The 13,227-nt window shown below is 67.9% G+C and carries 12 protein-coding genes; 7 read left to right on the top strand and 5 right to left on the bottom strand.

Annotated features, from left to right (window positions below; genetic code table 11):
• The first annotated feature begins 7 nt into the window (after positions 1-7).
• The 5 genes from LTT66_RS28825 (at position 8) to LTT66_RS28805 (ending at position 4,154) form a co-directional block, all read left to right on the top strand.
• Entirely contained in the window at positions 8-1,168 is a 1,161-nt protein-coding gene (locus tag LTT66_RS28825; RefSeq protein WP_233061732.1) for a hypothetical protein, read from the top strand.
• Between the two features lie 148 nt (positions 1,169-1,316).
• A complete protein-coding gene (gene msrB / locus LTT66_RS28820; RefSeq protein WP_233061731.1) occupies positions 1,317-1,772 on the top strand; it encodes a peptide-methionine (R)-S-oxide reductase MsrB in 456 nt (151 codons plus the stop codon).
• On the top strand, positions 1,769-2,284 hold the full coding sequence (msrA, locus tag LTT66_RS28815; RefSeq protein ID WP_233061730.1) for a peptide-methionine (S)-S-oxide reductase MsrA: 516 nt from the start codon (positions 1,769-1,771) through the stop codon (positions 2,282-2,284). Before msrB ends, msrA begins: the two co-directional genes overlap by 4 nt.
• Before the next feature lie 178 nt (positions 2,285-2,462).
• Positions 2,463-3,332 carry an alpha/beta fold hydrolase gene (locus LTT66_RS28810; protein WP_233061729.1) on the top strand — a complete coding sequence of 290 codons (870 nt, stop codon included), beginning with the start codon at positions 2,463-2,465 and terminating at the stop codon, positions 3,330-3,332.
• A gap of 270 nt (positions 3,333-3,602) precedes the next feature.
• The gene (locus LTT66_RS28805) at positions 3,603-4,154 is read left to right on the top strand and encodes a DUF2165 domain-containing protein (protein ID WP_233061728.1); all 552 of its coding nucleotides are present in this window, start codon (positions 3,603-3,605) and stop codon (positions 4,152-4,154) included.
• Between the two features lie 38 nt (positions 4,155-4,192).
• On the opposite strand, the gene LTT66_RS28800 is transcribed toward LTT66_RS28805, so the two are convergent.
• Both LTT66_RS28800 and LTT66_RS28795 read right to left on the bottom strand, forming a co-directional pair.
• Positions 4,193-7,090, bottom strand: a complete 2,898-nt coding sequence (locus tag LTT66_RS28800; protein WP_233061727.1) for a UPF0182 family protein — start codon at positions 7,088-7,090, stop codon at positions 4,193-4,195.
• Between the two features lie 68 nt (positions 7,091-7,158).
• Positions 7,159-7,773, bottom strand: a complete 615-nt coding sequence (locus LTT66_RS28795) for a TetR/AcrR family transcriptional regulator (protein WP_233061726.1) — start codon at positions 7,771-7,773, stop codon at positions 7,159-7,161.
• Positions 7,774-7,857: 84 nt separating this feature from the next.
• On the opposite strand from LTT66_RS28795, the gene LTT66_RS28790 reads away from it, so the two are divergent.
• A complete protein-coding gene (locus LTT66_RS28790; RefSeq protein ID WP_233061725.1) occupies positions 7,858-10,083 on the top strand; it encodes a glycoside hydrolase family 3 C-terminal domain-containing protein in 2,226 nt (741 codons plus the stop codon).
• Between the two features lie 14 nt (positions 10,084-10,097).
• On the opposite strand, the gene LTT66_RS28785 is transcribed toward LTT66_RS28790, so the two are convergent.
• A complete protein-coding gene (locus tag LTT66_RS28785) occupies positions 10,098-11,396 on the bottom strand; it encodes a YhgE/Pip domain-containing protein (RefSeq protein ID WP_195101870.1) in 1,299 nt (432 codons plus the stop codon).
• A 65-nt stretch (positions 11,397-11,461) separates the two neighbouring features.
• Between LTT66_RS28785 and LTT66_RS28780 the strand changes: the two genes are divergently transcribed.
• Positions 11,462-12,058: a TetR/AcrR family transcriptional regulator gene (locus tag LTT66_RS28780; RefSeq protein WP_181720373.1), complete on the top strand. Its 597-nt coding sequence runs from the start codon at positions 11,462-11,464 to the stop codon at positions 12,056-12,058.
• Between the two features lie 48 nt (positions 12,059-12,106).
• Here LTT66_RS28780 and LTT66_RS28775 read toward each other — a convergent pair whose 3' ends face one another.
• Together LTT66_RS28775 and LTT66_RS28770 are read right to left on the bottom strand one after the other, a co-directional pair.
• On the bottom strand, positions 12,107-12,253 hold the full coding sequence (locus LTT66_RS28775; protein ID WP_195101874.1) for a DUF1059 domain-containing protein: 147 nt from the start codon (positions 12,251-12,253) through the stop codon (positions 12,107-12,109).
• 86 nt (positions 12,254-12,339) lie between these two features.
• On the bottom strand, positions 12,340-13,227 hold the full coding sequence (locus LTT66_RS28770; protein ID WP_233061724.1) for a VOC family protein: 888 nt from the start codon (positions 13,225-13,227) through the stop codon (positions 12,340-12,342).

Here is a 13,227-nt window from a genome sequence, read left to right as displayed (position 1 = left end):
CGGACCGATGGCAGATCATTGCGCACCGACCTTCGATCAGCTCGCGACGGCGCTCGGCTTCTCCTGCGCGGAGGCGGGCGGCCTCGTCGAGGTACGGAACCCCTTCGCGTTGGAGAACTGGACGCTGCCCGTCCTCGAGATCACGATCGTCCTCGGCGCGGTCCTCGCGCTGGTCTACGCGATCGTGCGGTTGCGCCGCCACGGAGATCCCACCAACCTGGTGCTCTGGTTCGGCGCGACCGCGTACCTGTTCATCATCGAACCACCGCTGTACTTTCCCGCGGCCTTCGGCATCGACGCGCACGTCGACACGATGTTCGCACACAATTTGTTCACCGTGGAATTCCTCTGGGGCCGATTACCGCTCTACATCATCGCGATCTACCCGTTCATGGCGACCCTTGCCTTCGAAACGGTCAGGACACTCGGAGTCTTCCGGCAGTACGGCGTTCTCGTCGGCGCCGCTTGCGTGGGCTTCGTCCACCATGCCTTCTACGAGATCTTCGACCACCTCGGCCCGCAGTTGCGCTGGTGGGAATGGTCGGTCGACAATCCGATGAATCAGCCGATGTTCGATTCGGTACCGCTTCCGAGCGTGGTCGTCTTCGCCGCCCTGTGGCCGATGTCGCTCGCGTTGTGCGTCCAATGGTTCGTCGGCCGCCACGTCGACCAGGGGCAAACCTTCTCCGGAACGCAATTGGTCTGGCGCACGGTCGTCATCGGCATGCTCGCCTCGCTGGGCACAGCGGTGTTGCCCATCCCCGCAACGGTGTTCGGCATGGGTAGCACCACCGTGCGCGGCGTCCTCTACGCCGCCGAACTGGTCGTCGTCAGCATTGTCGCCGTCCTCGTCCTCACCCGCCAATGGCTCCGGCTGCGGCGGGGCGCCTCGGACACCGCGCCCTATACGAACGACTTCGTCCGCATTTACAGCGTGGTGTATCTGGGCGTGATGGCTCTTCTCTGGGTGACCGCGTTGCCCGATTTCTTCGGCGCTGTCGACGGCACGACGAGCGAGGGAGACCCGATCGGAAATCTCTGGTACACACTCGCCTGCTTCGTCGTCGCTGTCTTGTGCGTGATCGCCGTATTCACGGTGCCGCGGAGAAAGACAGCGGAAAACGCTGTTGCTCCCGCTCCGGAAACAGCCGCGAGCCCCACGGCGTAGCGGGTCGGCGGTTGGTCGAAGCTGCCGGTAACGAGGGGCGCGGCCGCCGTGGTGCGCGGTCGAGCGTTTCGAAGTGTGACGCCCGGCTGGGTCGGGATTTTCCGAGCCGTCGCAGGGGTTGTACGTGGAGCCGATATGAGGAGGTCATGTGGCACGGGAGTACAACCGGAATCCCGCGGCGGTCGCCGCGCTGTCGCCTGAGCAGTACCACGTCACTCAGGAGAACGGGACCGAGCGGGCGTTCACGGGCGAGTACTGGGACAACCACGAGCCGGGTATCTATGTGGACGTGGTGTCCGGTGAGCCGTTGTTCGCCTCGGTGGACAAGTTCGACAGCGGATCGGGATGGCCGAGTTTCACCCGGCCGATCGATGCCGCGAACGTGGTCGAGAAGCGGGACTTCAGTCATCTGATGATCCGCACCGAGGTGCGTTCGGCGCACGGTGACAGCCATCTCGGGCATGTGTTCACCGACGGCCCCCGCGAGGCGGGCGGCCTGCGGTACTGCATCAATTCGAAAGCGCTGCGGTTCATTCACCTCGACGACCTCGAGGCGGAAGGATACGGGCAGTACAGGACTCTCTTCGCGAAGGAGGAGGCGTGAGCGACACGCGTAAGGCCGTTCTGGCCGGTGGATGCTTCTGGGGCATGCAGGACCTGATCCGCAAGCAGCCAGGGGTGGTGTCGACACGCGTCGGCTACACCGGCGGCCGCAACGACCACCCCACGTATCGCAATCACCCAGGGCATGCGGAGGCCGTGGAGATCGTCTACGACCCGGCGCGGACGGACTACCGGGCACTGCTGGAATTCTTCTTCCAGATCCACGATCCGACGACGAAGGACCGCCAGGGCAACGACATCGGAACCAGCTACCGTTCGGCGATCTTCTATCTCGATGACGACCAGAAGCGTATAGCCCTGGACACCATCGCCGACGTGGATGCCTCGGGCCTGTGGCCGGGCACGGTGGTCACCGAGGTGACCCCGGCCAGCGAGTTCTGGGAGGCCGAGCCGGAGCATCAGGACTACCTGCTGCGCTACCCCGACGGTTATACCTGCCACTTCCCCCGCCCGGGATGGCAGCTACCGAAGCGGCAGACCACCGCGCAGTAGCACCTGGCGACCTCGGTGGGGTGCGCGCCGGCCGCCCCGCCGAGCTGTCCGAGCGCACAGCAAGCGGCTGCGCCACCACCCCAGGTGGCGCAGCGGTCGCGTTCCAGGAGCCCTCGCTCGGGACCGGTTCCTCCGAAAGTTCCGATGAGTTTCCGGCGCAGGAGACGTCGACAGTGGCATGACGACCCACTTGCTCGAGACACCCGGCGCCGATATCGCCTACGACGTCCACGGCCCGCTGCCCACCGTCGCGGGACGCCCACCGCTGCTCATGATCGGCCAGCCGATGGACGCCGGCGGTTTCCGGGCGCTGGCCGCGCACTTCCCCGATCGCACGGTGATCACCTACGACCCGCGCGGACTCGGTCGCAGTACCAGGAAAGACGGCGCCGTCGACCATACGCCCGAGGTGCAGGCGCAGGACGTGCACGCCGTGATCGAGGCGCTCGGCGCCGGACCGGTGGAGCTGTTCGCCAGCAGTGGCGGCGCGGTCACCGCGCTCGCGCTCGTGGCCGCCTATCCCGGCGATGTGGTCACGCTGGTGGCGCACGAGCCGCCGCTCATCCCGGTGCTCCCCGACGCCGCGGCGGCCGAGCTCGCCCGCGCCGGCGTACGCGACGCTTACGAGGCCAAGGGCTTCGGCGCAGGCATGGCGGCCTTCATCGCGATGACGTCGTGGCAAGGTGAATTCACCGACGACTACTTCGCCCGGCCCGCCGCGGACCCCGCGCTGTTCGGGATGCCGTCCGAGGACGACGGTTCCCGGGACGACCCGCTGCTGTCCGACCGGTCCTGGGCGGTCAGCAGCTATCGGCCCGACGTGGCCGCGCTGGCCGCGGCGCCGACTCGTGTCGTGATCGCCGTGGGCGAGGAGTCCGCGGGCACGTTCACCGGACGCACGGCTGTCGCGGCCGCTGAGCTGCTCGGTCAGCGGGCGACCGTGTTCCCCAGCCACCACGGCGGCTTCCTCGACGGAGAGTTCGGGTACGCCGGCCGGCCGGAAGCCTTCGCGCACAAGTTGCGCGAGGTACTCGACGGGAAAATCTGACGCCATCGACTCCAGCCCCTACCCCAAGGCGGCCACTATGGCGGCCCTCGGGTGGGGCTGGTGATCGGAGAGCCGTCCGGCCGGGTGACGGGTCGGAACTATCTGCGTCAGAAGGCTTCTCGATCCACTATCTGCCGACTTCGGCTCCCCGCTACGGGGAGTAGGCGCGATCGGGGGGCCTATATGATCGTCGGCGCCTGGATGTCCGGACATTCATGCCAGTCGACCTGAGGTAGGCAGATGACGCGCGGTGGCACAAAGGTTCTCGATGTGGTGGGTAGCCGTCGGATGGCGGTGGCGGCACTGGCCACCATCACCGGCTTCTACTATCTGTTCGTCGCGTTCACCAACTGTGTGGACACCGACACCAACCGCAACGGCGTGGCCGCCGTGCTGTCGATGAAAGCGACAATCCACCATCCGGGCACCGACTGGCGCGCGATCACCAACGGCAATGTCGCGCTTGTCGCCTACATCCTGGTGGTGATCTGGGAGTTCCTGATCGCTTTCGTGCTGCTGGCCGCGGGTGGCGCATGGGGCAGGGTGCTGACCGGACGGCCGCGCCGGCTGCGGGCCGGTCTCGATGTGGCGGTGAAACTGTCGAGCCTGGGCTGGACCATGGCGGTGCTGCTGTTCGCGGGCGGGTTCCTGACCGTCGGCGGCGAATGGTTCCGCATGTGGGCCAACGACGACGTGAACGCGTCGTCCGCCGCGCTGCAGAATTTCCTCATCGCGGGCGTCGGCTTGATTCTCGTGCACCTACCGGACGCGCCGCCCGGCCCCGCCGCCGGAAGTATCGCGCCACCAACGGAATCGAAGTAGGCCCGAGGCGATTTCCGCGATGATCGACGGCGCGAGCGTCAGCGACCGTTGCGGTCGAGTTCGTTCAGCTGCTTCTGGAGACGTTCGAGAGCGGCGCGGATCTCATCGATCTGCGCGTTGAGTTCGGCGATCTTCGCCTGATCCTGCGGCGCCGCGTCCACCGGCGGTTGCGCTGTCTGCGGCGTCGGTTGTTGACCAGGTGGCAGCGGAACGCCTGGCCCACCGCCGGGCGGCGTGGCGAGCCTGCCGGTGCCCGGACCGAACACCTGGTCCAGCGCCTCGGCGAGGGTAGGCGCGTAGCCCACGAGGACGCCGCCGGTACCGGGTTCGCGGTAGCTCACCAGCACCCGTGCCAGCTGCGGGAACGTCGAGGCGTTCGGTGTCGTCGAGATCCGCTCGGTGAACAGCGGCTCCACGTAGAGCACGCCGCCGTCGGCGATCGGCAGAGTGAGTAGGTTGCCGTACTGGATCCGGTTCGACCGCTCGAGCAGGGTCCGCTCGGATGCCACTCTGGTGTCGGAGATCATCGAATTCTGGATCTGTTGCGGCCCCTGGGTGAGCGTGTCGGTGGGCAGCTGCAACACGCTGAGCTTGCCGTAGTTCTCGGGGTCGGAGTGGGCGGATATGTAGGCGGAGAGGAATTCCCTGTTGTACCCGACCATCGCACTGGACAACCGGAACGACGGCTCGGCGGTGCCCTGGTCGCCGAGCAGGACGTAGAACGGGGGCTGGTGCGGGTTGGTCTCCACCGTGGGGTCGCTGGGCACCGACCAGAAAGCATTGGTGGTGAAGAATTCTCGCGGTTCGTCCACGTGGTATTTGGCGAGCATCTCGCGCTGGATCGTGAACAGGTCCTCCGGGTAGCGGAAGTGGGCGCGCAGCTCCGGGGGGATCGACTCCTCCGGTTCTACCGTGCCGGGGAAGACCTTCATCCACGCCGCCAGTACCGGGTCCTGCCGGTCGATCCGATAGAGGGTGACCGTGCCGTCGTACGCGTCGACCGTGGCTTTGACGGAATTCCGCACGTAGGACACCTCGTGCGGGGAACGGCGGGTATCGTCGCCCGGCGCGAGCGCCTCGAGCGAGCTGTGCTTGGCGTAGGGGTAGCCGTCGACGGCAGTGTAGGCGTCGACGATCCAGACGATCCGTCCGTCCACCACCGCCGGGTAGGGATTGTTGTCGGTGGTCAACCACGGCGCGACCAGTTCGACGCGATGGCGCGGATCGCGATTGAAGATGATCTTCGACTCCGGACCGATCGCCTTGGAGAAGATGATGTTGCGTTCGGTGTAGGTCACGGCGAAGGCGAGCCGGTTGAGCCAATTCCCGATCGATACGCCCCCCGCGCCGGTGTAGGTGTACTTGGTGGAATCGGTGTCGTACTCCCGGGGCTCGGTGCCGCCGCCGACGATGGCGTAGTCCGGGTCGGCGCTCGCGATCACCTCCCCGAAGTAGACACGAGGCTGGTCCACCCGGATCACTTGGTGCCCGGCTGCTCGCGAGGCGATGTCGCCGACCGCGTAGATGGGGTATCCGCTGTTGCTGCTGGCGGCGTCACCGGCGGCCTCGCGGACGGCCGCGTTGACGCGGTTGGCGGGTGCGGCGACGAACCCGTTCCCGTGGGTGTAGACGGTATGCCGGTTGACCCAGTGGCGCTGGTTGCCGCTCAGCGCGCTCGGGGTCAGCTCGCGCGCCGCGACCACGTAGTCGCGCAGTTCCCCACCGACGCGGTACCGATCCAAGTCCAGATGCGGCGGGAAGCTGTAGAAGTTCTTCAGCTGTTGCTGCTGGGTGAACGTTCGCGACAGTACGTTCGGATCCAGCAGACGCATATTCGCGATCGTCGTGGCGTCCGCCGGCACCTGGGTCGGCGGCTTGGTGCCGACTCCGGTATAGGGCTGGTAATCGACCCGGTCGCTGCCTATCGCATACGCCTGCCGCGTAGCCGCGATGTTGCGTTCGATATAGAGGCGCTCCATGTCGGCGGCGTTCGGGCGAACGGAGAACTGCTCGACGGCTAGTGGCCAGACAGCTCCCACCAGAATCGAGGACAGCAGCAGAAGCGCGGCGGCCATCGCCGGAATGCGCAGGTCGCGCACGACGACGGCGGCGAACACCGCCACGGCGCAGATGACGGCGATGGCGAAGAGGATCAAGCGGGCGGGCAACACGGCGTTGATGTCGGTATAGCCGGGGCCCGCGAAAGTGGGCTCCTTACTGCTGCTGGCGAGCAACGAGTACCGGTCGAGCCAGTAGGCGGCGGCCTTCAAGACGATGAACGTGCCGGCCAGTACCGCGAGCTGCACCCGGGCCGCGTGCGTCAGGCCGCCCGCTTTCCCGGACAGACGCAGCCCGCCGAACAGGTAGTGCGTCGCGAGGCAGGCGAGGAACGCGAGCACGACGGCCACGAACAGCCAATTGACGACGAGCCGGTAGAACGGCAGATCGAAGACGAAGAACCCGACGTCGTGCCCGAACTGGGGGTCCGACACCCCGAAGGACCCGCCGTGGAGGAACAGCTGGACTCTCATCCAGCTCGATTGCGCGATCAAGCCGCAGAGGAGGCCGAGCGTGACGGCGATGCCCACCCCGAATCGCCGCGGCCGCCGCAGCACCACTGCCCGATACGGCCGGAGACTGTCTTCCTCCCCGGCTGCGGGGACGAACGACGGACGGAACGCGAAGGCAAGCCATATCGCCGCCAGAACGGCACCGCCGATGAGCAGGCCGACGGTGAGGAACAGCGACAGGCGCGTGAGCAGCGCGGTGAGCCAGACACCGCGGAATCCGACCTCACCGAACCACAGCCAGCTGACATAGGCCCTGATCAGGCGGGGAACGATCAGCATCGACACGACGAACACCGTGGCGGCGATCACCAGCACCCGCGTGCTGCGATGCAACCGCCGCAGGCTGGGGCCGTCGCGTGCGCTCATCTCCCACTCCCATGGCTGCCGCCCGGCCGAATACGGGTACGGCCGACGCGAAACCGCTAATCCCGATACTACCGGGGTGGGCGCGACCGCTCGGCTCCGTTTCCGGAGCGTTCGATCAGCTCCCACAGGTAGGCCACGTGGTCGGCCATGTCCACGGCCGGGTCGTACAACCACTGCGTCTGCAGGCCGTCGAGTAGCGCCATGGCGATGACGGCGAAGCGGTCGGCGTCGAGATCAGCAGGCACGTGGCCGGATTCGCGGAGGTCGGCGACGGCGGCGGTGAGGGCGTCGCGGGCGGTGCGGTAGCGGTCCCGGAAGTAGTCGTGGGCGGGGTGCTCTGGGCGGGTGGCCTCGGCGGAGAAGCGGGCGTAGAGCTCGACCAGGCCGGGCACGTCCGCGTTGTGCCGGATCAGGCGGATCAGCGCTGCGGGCAGATCGGGTGGCACGGCGGGGGTGGTGAAGGTAGCGCGGTCGGTCTCGTCGCGCCGCGCGAGGATGGCGGCGAAGAGCTGCTCTTTGCTGCCGAAGTAGTGCAGCAGACCGGTCTGGCTCAGGCCGACGGACTCGGCGAGTTCGCGCACAGTGGTCCGGCTGTACCCGACACGCGCCACGATCTCGAGCGCCGCCTCGAGGATCTCCTCTCGTTTGGCGATTCCCTTCGAATACGCGCCGCGCCGAACCACGCCGCGACTGTACTCGGATCTCCCCCGCCACGAAAACCGAATGGCATACTGTTTTCGATAACGGTTTCGACCCGAGGAGCTGCCATGACGAGCGAGCCCGACCTCACCGACCTGTGGCCGGAGGACCGCGCGGCGCTCGGCAGCGGCGCCGACTTCTGGACCACGAAGGCGATCGGTCCGGTCGCCTCGGTCACCATGACCGATGGCCCGCACGGTGTGCGCAGGCAGCCCGGCGCGACCGATCACCTCGGGCTGGCCGCGAGCCTGCCCGCCACCTGCTTCCCGCCCGCGGTCGGCCTCGCGCAGAGCTGGGATACCGAGCTGGCGCGACGGGTGGGTGAAGCGCTCGGCCGGGAGGCCCGCACGCTGGGCGTCGATGTGCTGCTGGGGCCGGGCGTCAATATCAAGCGGGATCCGCGCGGCGGGCGCAATTTCGAGTACTACTCGGAGGATCCGCTGCTCACCGGTCGGCTCGGCGCGGCATGGGTGACCGGTCTGCAGGCCACCGGAGTGGGCGCCTCGCTGAAGCATTTCGCCGCCAACAACGCCGAGCACGATCGGATGCGCGCGAGTTCCGACATCGACCCGCGCCCGCTGCGCGAGATCTACCTGCGCGCGTTCGCCCATATCGTGCGTACCGCGCGGCCGTGGACGGTGATGTGCTCCTATAACCGGATCAACGGTGTGCACGCCGCGCAGAATCGCTGGCTGCTCACCGACGTGCTGCGCGGCGAATGGGGATTCGACGGCGCGGTGGTGTCCGACTGGGGCGCGGTGGCCGACCGGCCCGCCTCCGTGACGGCCGGGCTGGATCTGGAGATGCCCGGCGGCAGCGGCGTCTCCGACGCACAGGTGGTGGCGGCCATGGCCGAGGGCACCCTCGACCCGGCGGACGTCGACCGCGCCGCGCGGAACGTGGCGAGGCTGGCGGCGAGGGTGGTGGCCGGCCGGGAGCTCGGCGATGCCCTGGACAACGCCGACGAGCACCATCGGCTGGCCCGCGAGATCGCCGCGCGCTGCGTCGTCCTGCTGCGCAACGACCGTGACCTCCTGCCGCTCGCTCCGGGGCGCTCGCTGGCGGTGATCGGCGAATTCGCGGTGGAACCGCGATACCAGGGCGGCGGCAGCTCGCACGTCACCCCGACCCGGCTCGATGTGCCGCTCGACGAGATCCGCGCGCTGTCCGGCGTCGGGACCGTTTCCTACAGCCGGGGATTCACCACGAGCGACACCGAGGCGGACAACGACGCGCTGCGCGCCGAAGCGGTCGCCGCCGCCGAGGACGCGGACGTGGCCGTGGTTTTCCTGGGCCTGGCCGCCACGCAGGAATCCGAGGGGTTCGACCGGGAACACCTCGAACTGCCCGCCGAGCAGCTCAACCTGCTGGACGCGGTGGTGCGGGCCCAACCGGACACCGTGGTGGTGCTCTCACACGGCGGAGTGGTTCGGCTGGCTCCGGTCGCCGCGCCTGCGATCCTGGACGGCGGTCTGCTCGGCCAGGCCGGCGGCGGCGCACTCGCCGACGTGCTGTTCGGTGTGGTGAACCCGTCGGGTCGGCTCGCGGAAACAGTGCCGGTACGGCTGCAGGACACCCCGGCCTACTTGAATTTCCCCGGTGAGAACTCGCACGTGCGTTACGGCGAGGGTCTTTACGTGGGCTACCGGTGGTACGACAGCCGGGACATGGACGTGACGTACCCGTTCGGGCACGGTCTGTCCTACACCACGTTCGAGTACGCCGATCTGGCGCTCGCGGCGGACGCGGCGGGTATCGCGGTGCGCGTCCTGGTCACCAACACCGGTTCCCGCGCAGGTCGCGAGGTGGTGCAGGTGTACACGGCGGTGCCCGGCTCCTCCGTCACGCGTCCGGTTCGGGAGTTGAAGGGCGTCGCGGTCACTGCCGAACTGGAACCCGGTGCGAGCGAAGAGATCTCGATTCTCCTGGCCCGCGACGACCTGGCCTACTGGGAGACCCGCGTCGGCCGCTGGGTCGTGGAGGGCGGTAGCTACCAGGTCTGGGCGGGCGCGTCGAGCCGGGATCTGCGCCGCACCGGACAGGTCGACCTCGCCGGAGACGAACTGCGGATCCCGATCACGGCGGAGTCGACCCTCGGCGAGGCGCTGGCCGATCCGACGGCGGCGGCCGCGCTGTCCGAGGTGTTCGGCGGCATGTCCGAAAGTATGGGCGACGCAACGGCACTCGGCATGGACATGATGCGGATGATCGCCTCCCTCCCGCTGAACCGCCTCACCGGTTTCGGTGTCGACCCCGGAAAACTGGACGCGCTACTGGCCGCCGCCGACGACTGATCACCGGTCCACCGTTATCCGGCGACGGCGGGCACACCGGCGACCGGTGCGCTCTCGGCGGGCGCTGTGGCCCGGTGCAGTCCACGGCGGTCATAGGCCACGGTGGCCGTCGCGCCGAGGAGCAGGCCGATTCCGAGGCCGAGCAACGTCATCCACAGCCCCTGGCCGAAACCTGCTGCGGCGCGGGCGTCGAAGAACAGGATGGCGCGCACGGCCAGGTAGATCTGGTGCATCGGTTCGAAAGCGGCCAGGTGCGCGATATAAGGGGGCGTCGCTTCCAGCGGCACCGTGGCGGCCGAGGACGGCAGGCCGAGCACCACGAACAGGATCAGATTGACCAGCAATCCGGCGGTGCCGAAGGTGGCCAAGACGGCCAGCGCGGTCACGCCGACTGCGACGATGGCCAGCGTTCCGAACAGCCACAACAGCAGCGGGTTGCCCAGCGGAACGCTCAATGCCGCCGCCACGGTCAGGAAAATTCCGGACAGGATCGGCGCCGCGGTGACGATGACCGCCCACTTCAGCAGCAGCGTCCGGAAACGGGAGATGCCGGTGGCGGGCGGGTGGACGAACCACGGGCCGTACTCGGTAGGCGTGAAACCGAGGACCGAATCGACCAGCGTGTGGATGATCATGGCGCCGGTGAAGCCGGCCAGCAGCAGGATCAAGGTGTAGAAGAACGCGACGAGACCTTGCCCGGCGCCGTCGTCCATGGGGCGATACGGCGCGGTGACGATCTGCACGGGGTCGGCGAGCATCAGGCGGGCGGCGCCACTGAGTTCGACCGGCGCGCCCGGCCCCGCGGCGAGGGCGGAGTTCACCTGGTCGGTCAGGTTCTTGCCGACGGTCTCGTCCACCTGGTTCAGCGCGCGGTCCGCGATGCGCTGCATGATCCCGGTGGTGTACGGGCCGATCCGGGGGTTGGTGTGGACGGTGATCACCGGCCGCTCGATCTGCCCGGGGACCACGGCGGACGCGCCGAGGATCGCCAGCCGCTTGGTGAAGTCGGAGGGAATGACGATGGCTCCGTAGACCTCGCCGTGCTGCAACTGCTTGCGCGCCTCGGCGATACCGACGACGCGCAGGTCGATCTTCTCTCCCGGAATGCCGGCGACCAGCGCGTCGGCGACCTGGGCGCCGACATTGGCGGGCTTGCCGTCGAGCGTGTCGCCGACGTCCTGGTTCACCAGGGCCACCGGGAAGTCGTGCAGGTTCTGCTCGGTATTGCTGGCGTAGCCGAGGTACATGGTGGCAAGCAGTGCCGCGAAGACCATGAGCACTGCGATCGGGGCGGTGAAGGTCCGAACCGTCATGCGAGCTAATGTAGTCACTGCCTACAAAGTAGGCAATGCCTACATTTTGTTATCCTGCAAACACCATGCCGATCACCCGAAGCCGGTCCTATCACCACGGCGACCTGCGCGCCGAGTTGCTGCAGCGGGCCGAGGCGACGCTGCGCGAGTCCGGCGTCGACGGCCTGTCGCTGCGTCGGCTGGCGCGTGACGTCGGAGTCAGCCACGCCGCCCCCACGCGGCACTTCAAGGACAAGCAGGCATTGCTGGACGCCATCGCGGTATCCGGATTCGAGCGGCTCGCCGCCGCCTTGGAGCGGACCGCGGCCGCGGGCTCCATCGACGGGCACATCCGGGCGCTGGCCCGGACCTATCTCCGCTTCGCGACCGAGAACCCGGCGCTCGTCGCGCTGATGTTCGCGCGCAGGCACAGCCCGGCGGCCGGCGACGCCATGTCCCAGGGGGTGGACGCCGCGTTCGCGACCCCCGTCGCGCTCATAAGCGAAGCCCAGCAACTCGGCGAGGTGATCGAGGGCGACCCGCGCCGCATCGCACTCTCGGCGGTCGCGACGCTGCAGGGCCTGGCCACCTTCGTCGGCTCCGGAGTGATCGCGGCGGAGACCGCCGAGGAACTCTTGGACGAGACCATCACGCACATGATCGACGGCCTGCGCCCGAGATGATCCCATCGCGATAGGTCGCCCGCCACAGCGGGCGCAGCGCCTTCGGCGTCAGTACGCGATGAACAGGATCTCGTCGCGCGAGTACTCGTGTCCGGGATGGTTCTCGGCCAGATGGGCCTGTGTCTTCTCCACGAGATCGTCCTCGTCGGTTCCGACGATCGATTCTCCGCAGGGGCAGTTCAATCTCCGCTTCATCAGCGTCCTTCCTACTCGAATCGACAGTCTAGGTCCAGCGACGGGATCGAGCGGCGCGGAACACATCCAGGGCAAGCCCCCGCAAGTCAGCCGCGCGACCATTCGTGGCCCCAGTAGCTGTCGGCGGTGATCTCCTCGGCACTGTAAGTGGATTCGTCGACCAACACGCCCTCGGTGCCGTATTCGAGATCCCAGCCGCCGGGAGTGCGGACATAGAAAGAGATCATCTTGTCGTTGGTGTGCCTGCCCAGGGTCGAGGACAGCGGGTAGCCCGCGCGCATGACGCGATCGAGCGCCCGCCCCACGGCGTCGAGCTGGTCGACCTCGACCATGATGTGCACCAGGCCCGGACCGTCGGATCGGGTGCCGGGGATCAGGGCGAGGCTGTGGTGGCGCTGGTTGACCCCCAGGAATCGAACGCGCACCGGGCCGACGCCGGGCGGGGTGGGCACCCGGAACGAGCCACGGGGCAGGAATCCGAGAACCTCGCAGTAGAAACGGTTGGCCTCCGCCAGATCGGGTACCGGCAGCACTACATGGCCGAGCCCCAGTCCCTCGGTGACGAAACGATGCCCGTGCGCGGTGACGACCGGGCTGTGGTCGAGCACCGGGCCGTGGAAGGCCTCCACGGTGAACCCGGCGGGGTCGGTGAAAGTAAAGGCTTCTTCCACGCGCAGTGCGTCGACCTGTTCCTGGCCGAGCGGTGTGACGGTGACGCCCGCCTGTTCCAGCGTTTCCCGCAGCCGGGCGAGCGCGCGATAGTCGCGCACCTCCCAGCCGACGGCCAGCACTCGATCCCGCTCCGCGGGAACGAGTTCGAAGCGGTAGGCGTGCTCGTCCATCCGCAGGTACACGCTGTCCGGATTCGGTCCGGTGGCCTGCGCGAAGCCCATCACGTCGAAGGCGAAGGCGCGCCAGGCGGCCACGTCGGCGATGGCGACTCGGACGTAACCGAGCGAGGCGATGTCAGCCAT

Source organism: Nocardia gipuzkoensis, assembly GCF_021183645.1.
Lineage (GTDB): Bacteria > Actinomycetota > Actinomycetes > Mycobacteriales > Mycobacteriaceae > Nocardia > Nocardia abscessus.
Note: the sequence above shows the minus strand (reverse complement) of the source record. Positions and strands in the feature narration are given on the sequence as shown.

Bases quoted from the DNA above. Each gene is read 5' to 3' on its own strand.
- LTT66_RS28825 (WP_233061732.1), top strand. From the start codon at position 8: ATGGCAGATCATTGCGCACCGACCTTCGATCAGCTCGCGACGGCGCTC.
- LTT66_RS28810 (WP_233061729.1), top strand. From the start codon at position 2,463: ATGACGACCCACTTGCTCGAGACACCCGGCGCCGATATCGCCTACGAC.
- LTT66_RS28800 (WP_233061727.1), bottom strand. From the start codon at position 7,090: ATGAGCGCACGCGACGGCCCCAGCCTGCGGCGGTTGCATCGCAGCACG.
- LTT66_RS28790 (WP_233061725.1), top strand. From the start codon at position 7,858: ATGACGAGCGAGCCCGACCTCACCGACCTGTGGCCGGAGGACCGCGCG.
- LTT66_RS28785 (WP_195101870.1), bottom strand. From the start codon at position 11,396: ATGACGGTTCGGACCTTCACCGCCCCGATCGCAGTGCTCATGGTCTTC.
- LTT66_RS28780 (WP_181720373.1), top strand. From the start codon at position 11,462: ATGCCGATCACCCGAAGCCGGTCCTATCACCACGGCGACCTGCGCGCC.
- LTT66_RS28775 (WP_195101874.1), bottom strand. From the start codon at position 12,253: ATGAAGCGGAGATTGAACTGCCCCTGCGGAGAATCGATCGTCGGAACC.
- LTT66_RS28770 (WP_233061724.1), bottom strand. From the start codon at position 13,227: ATGGCTGACATCGCCTCGCTCGGTTACGTCCGAGTCGCCATCGCCGAC.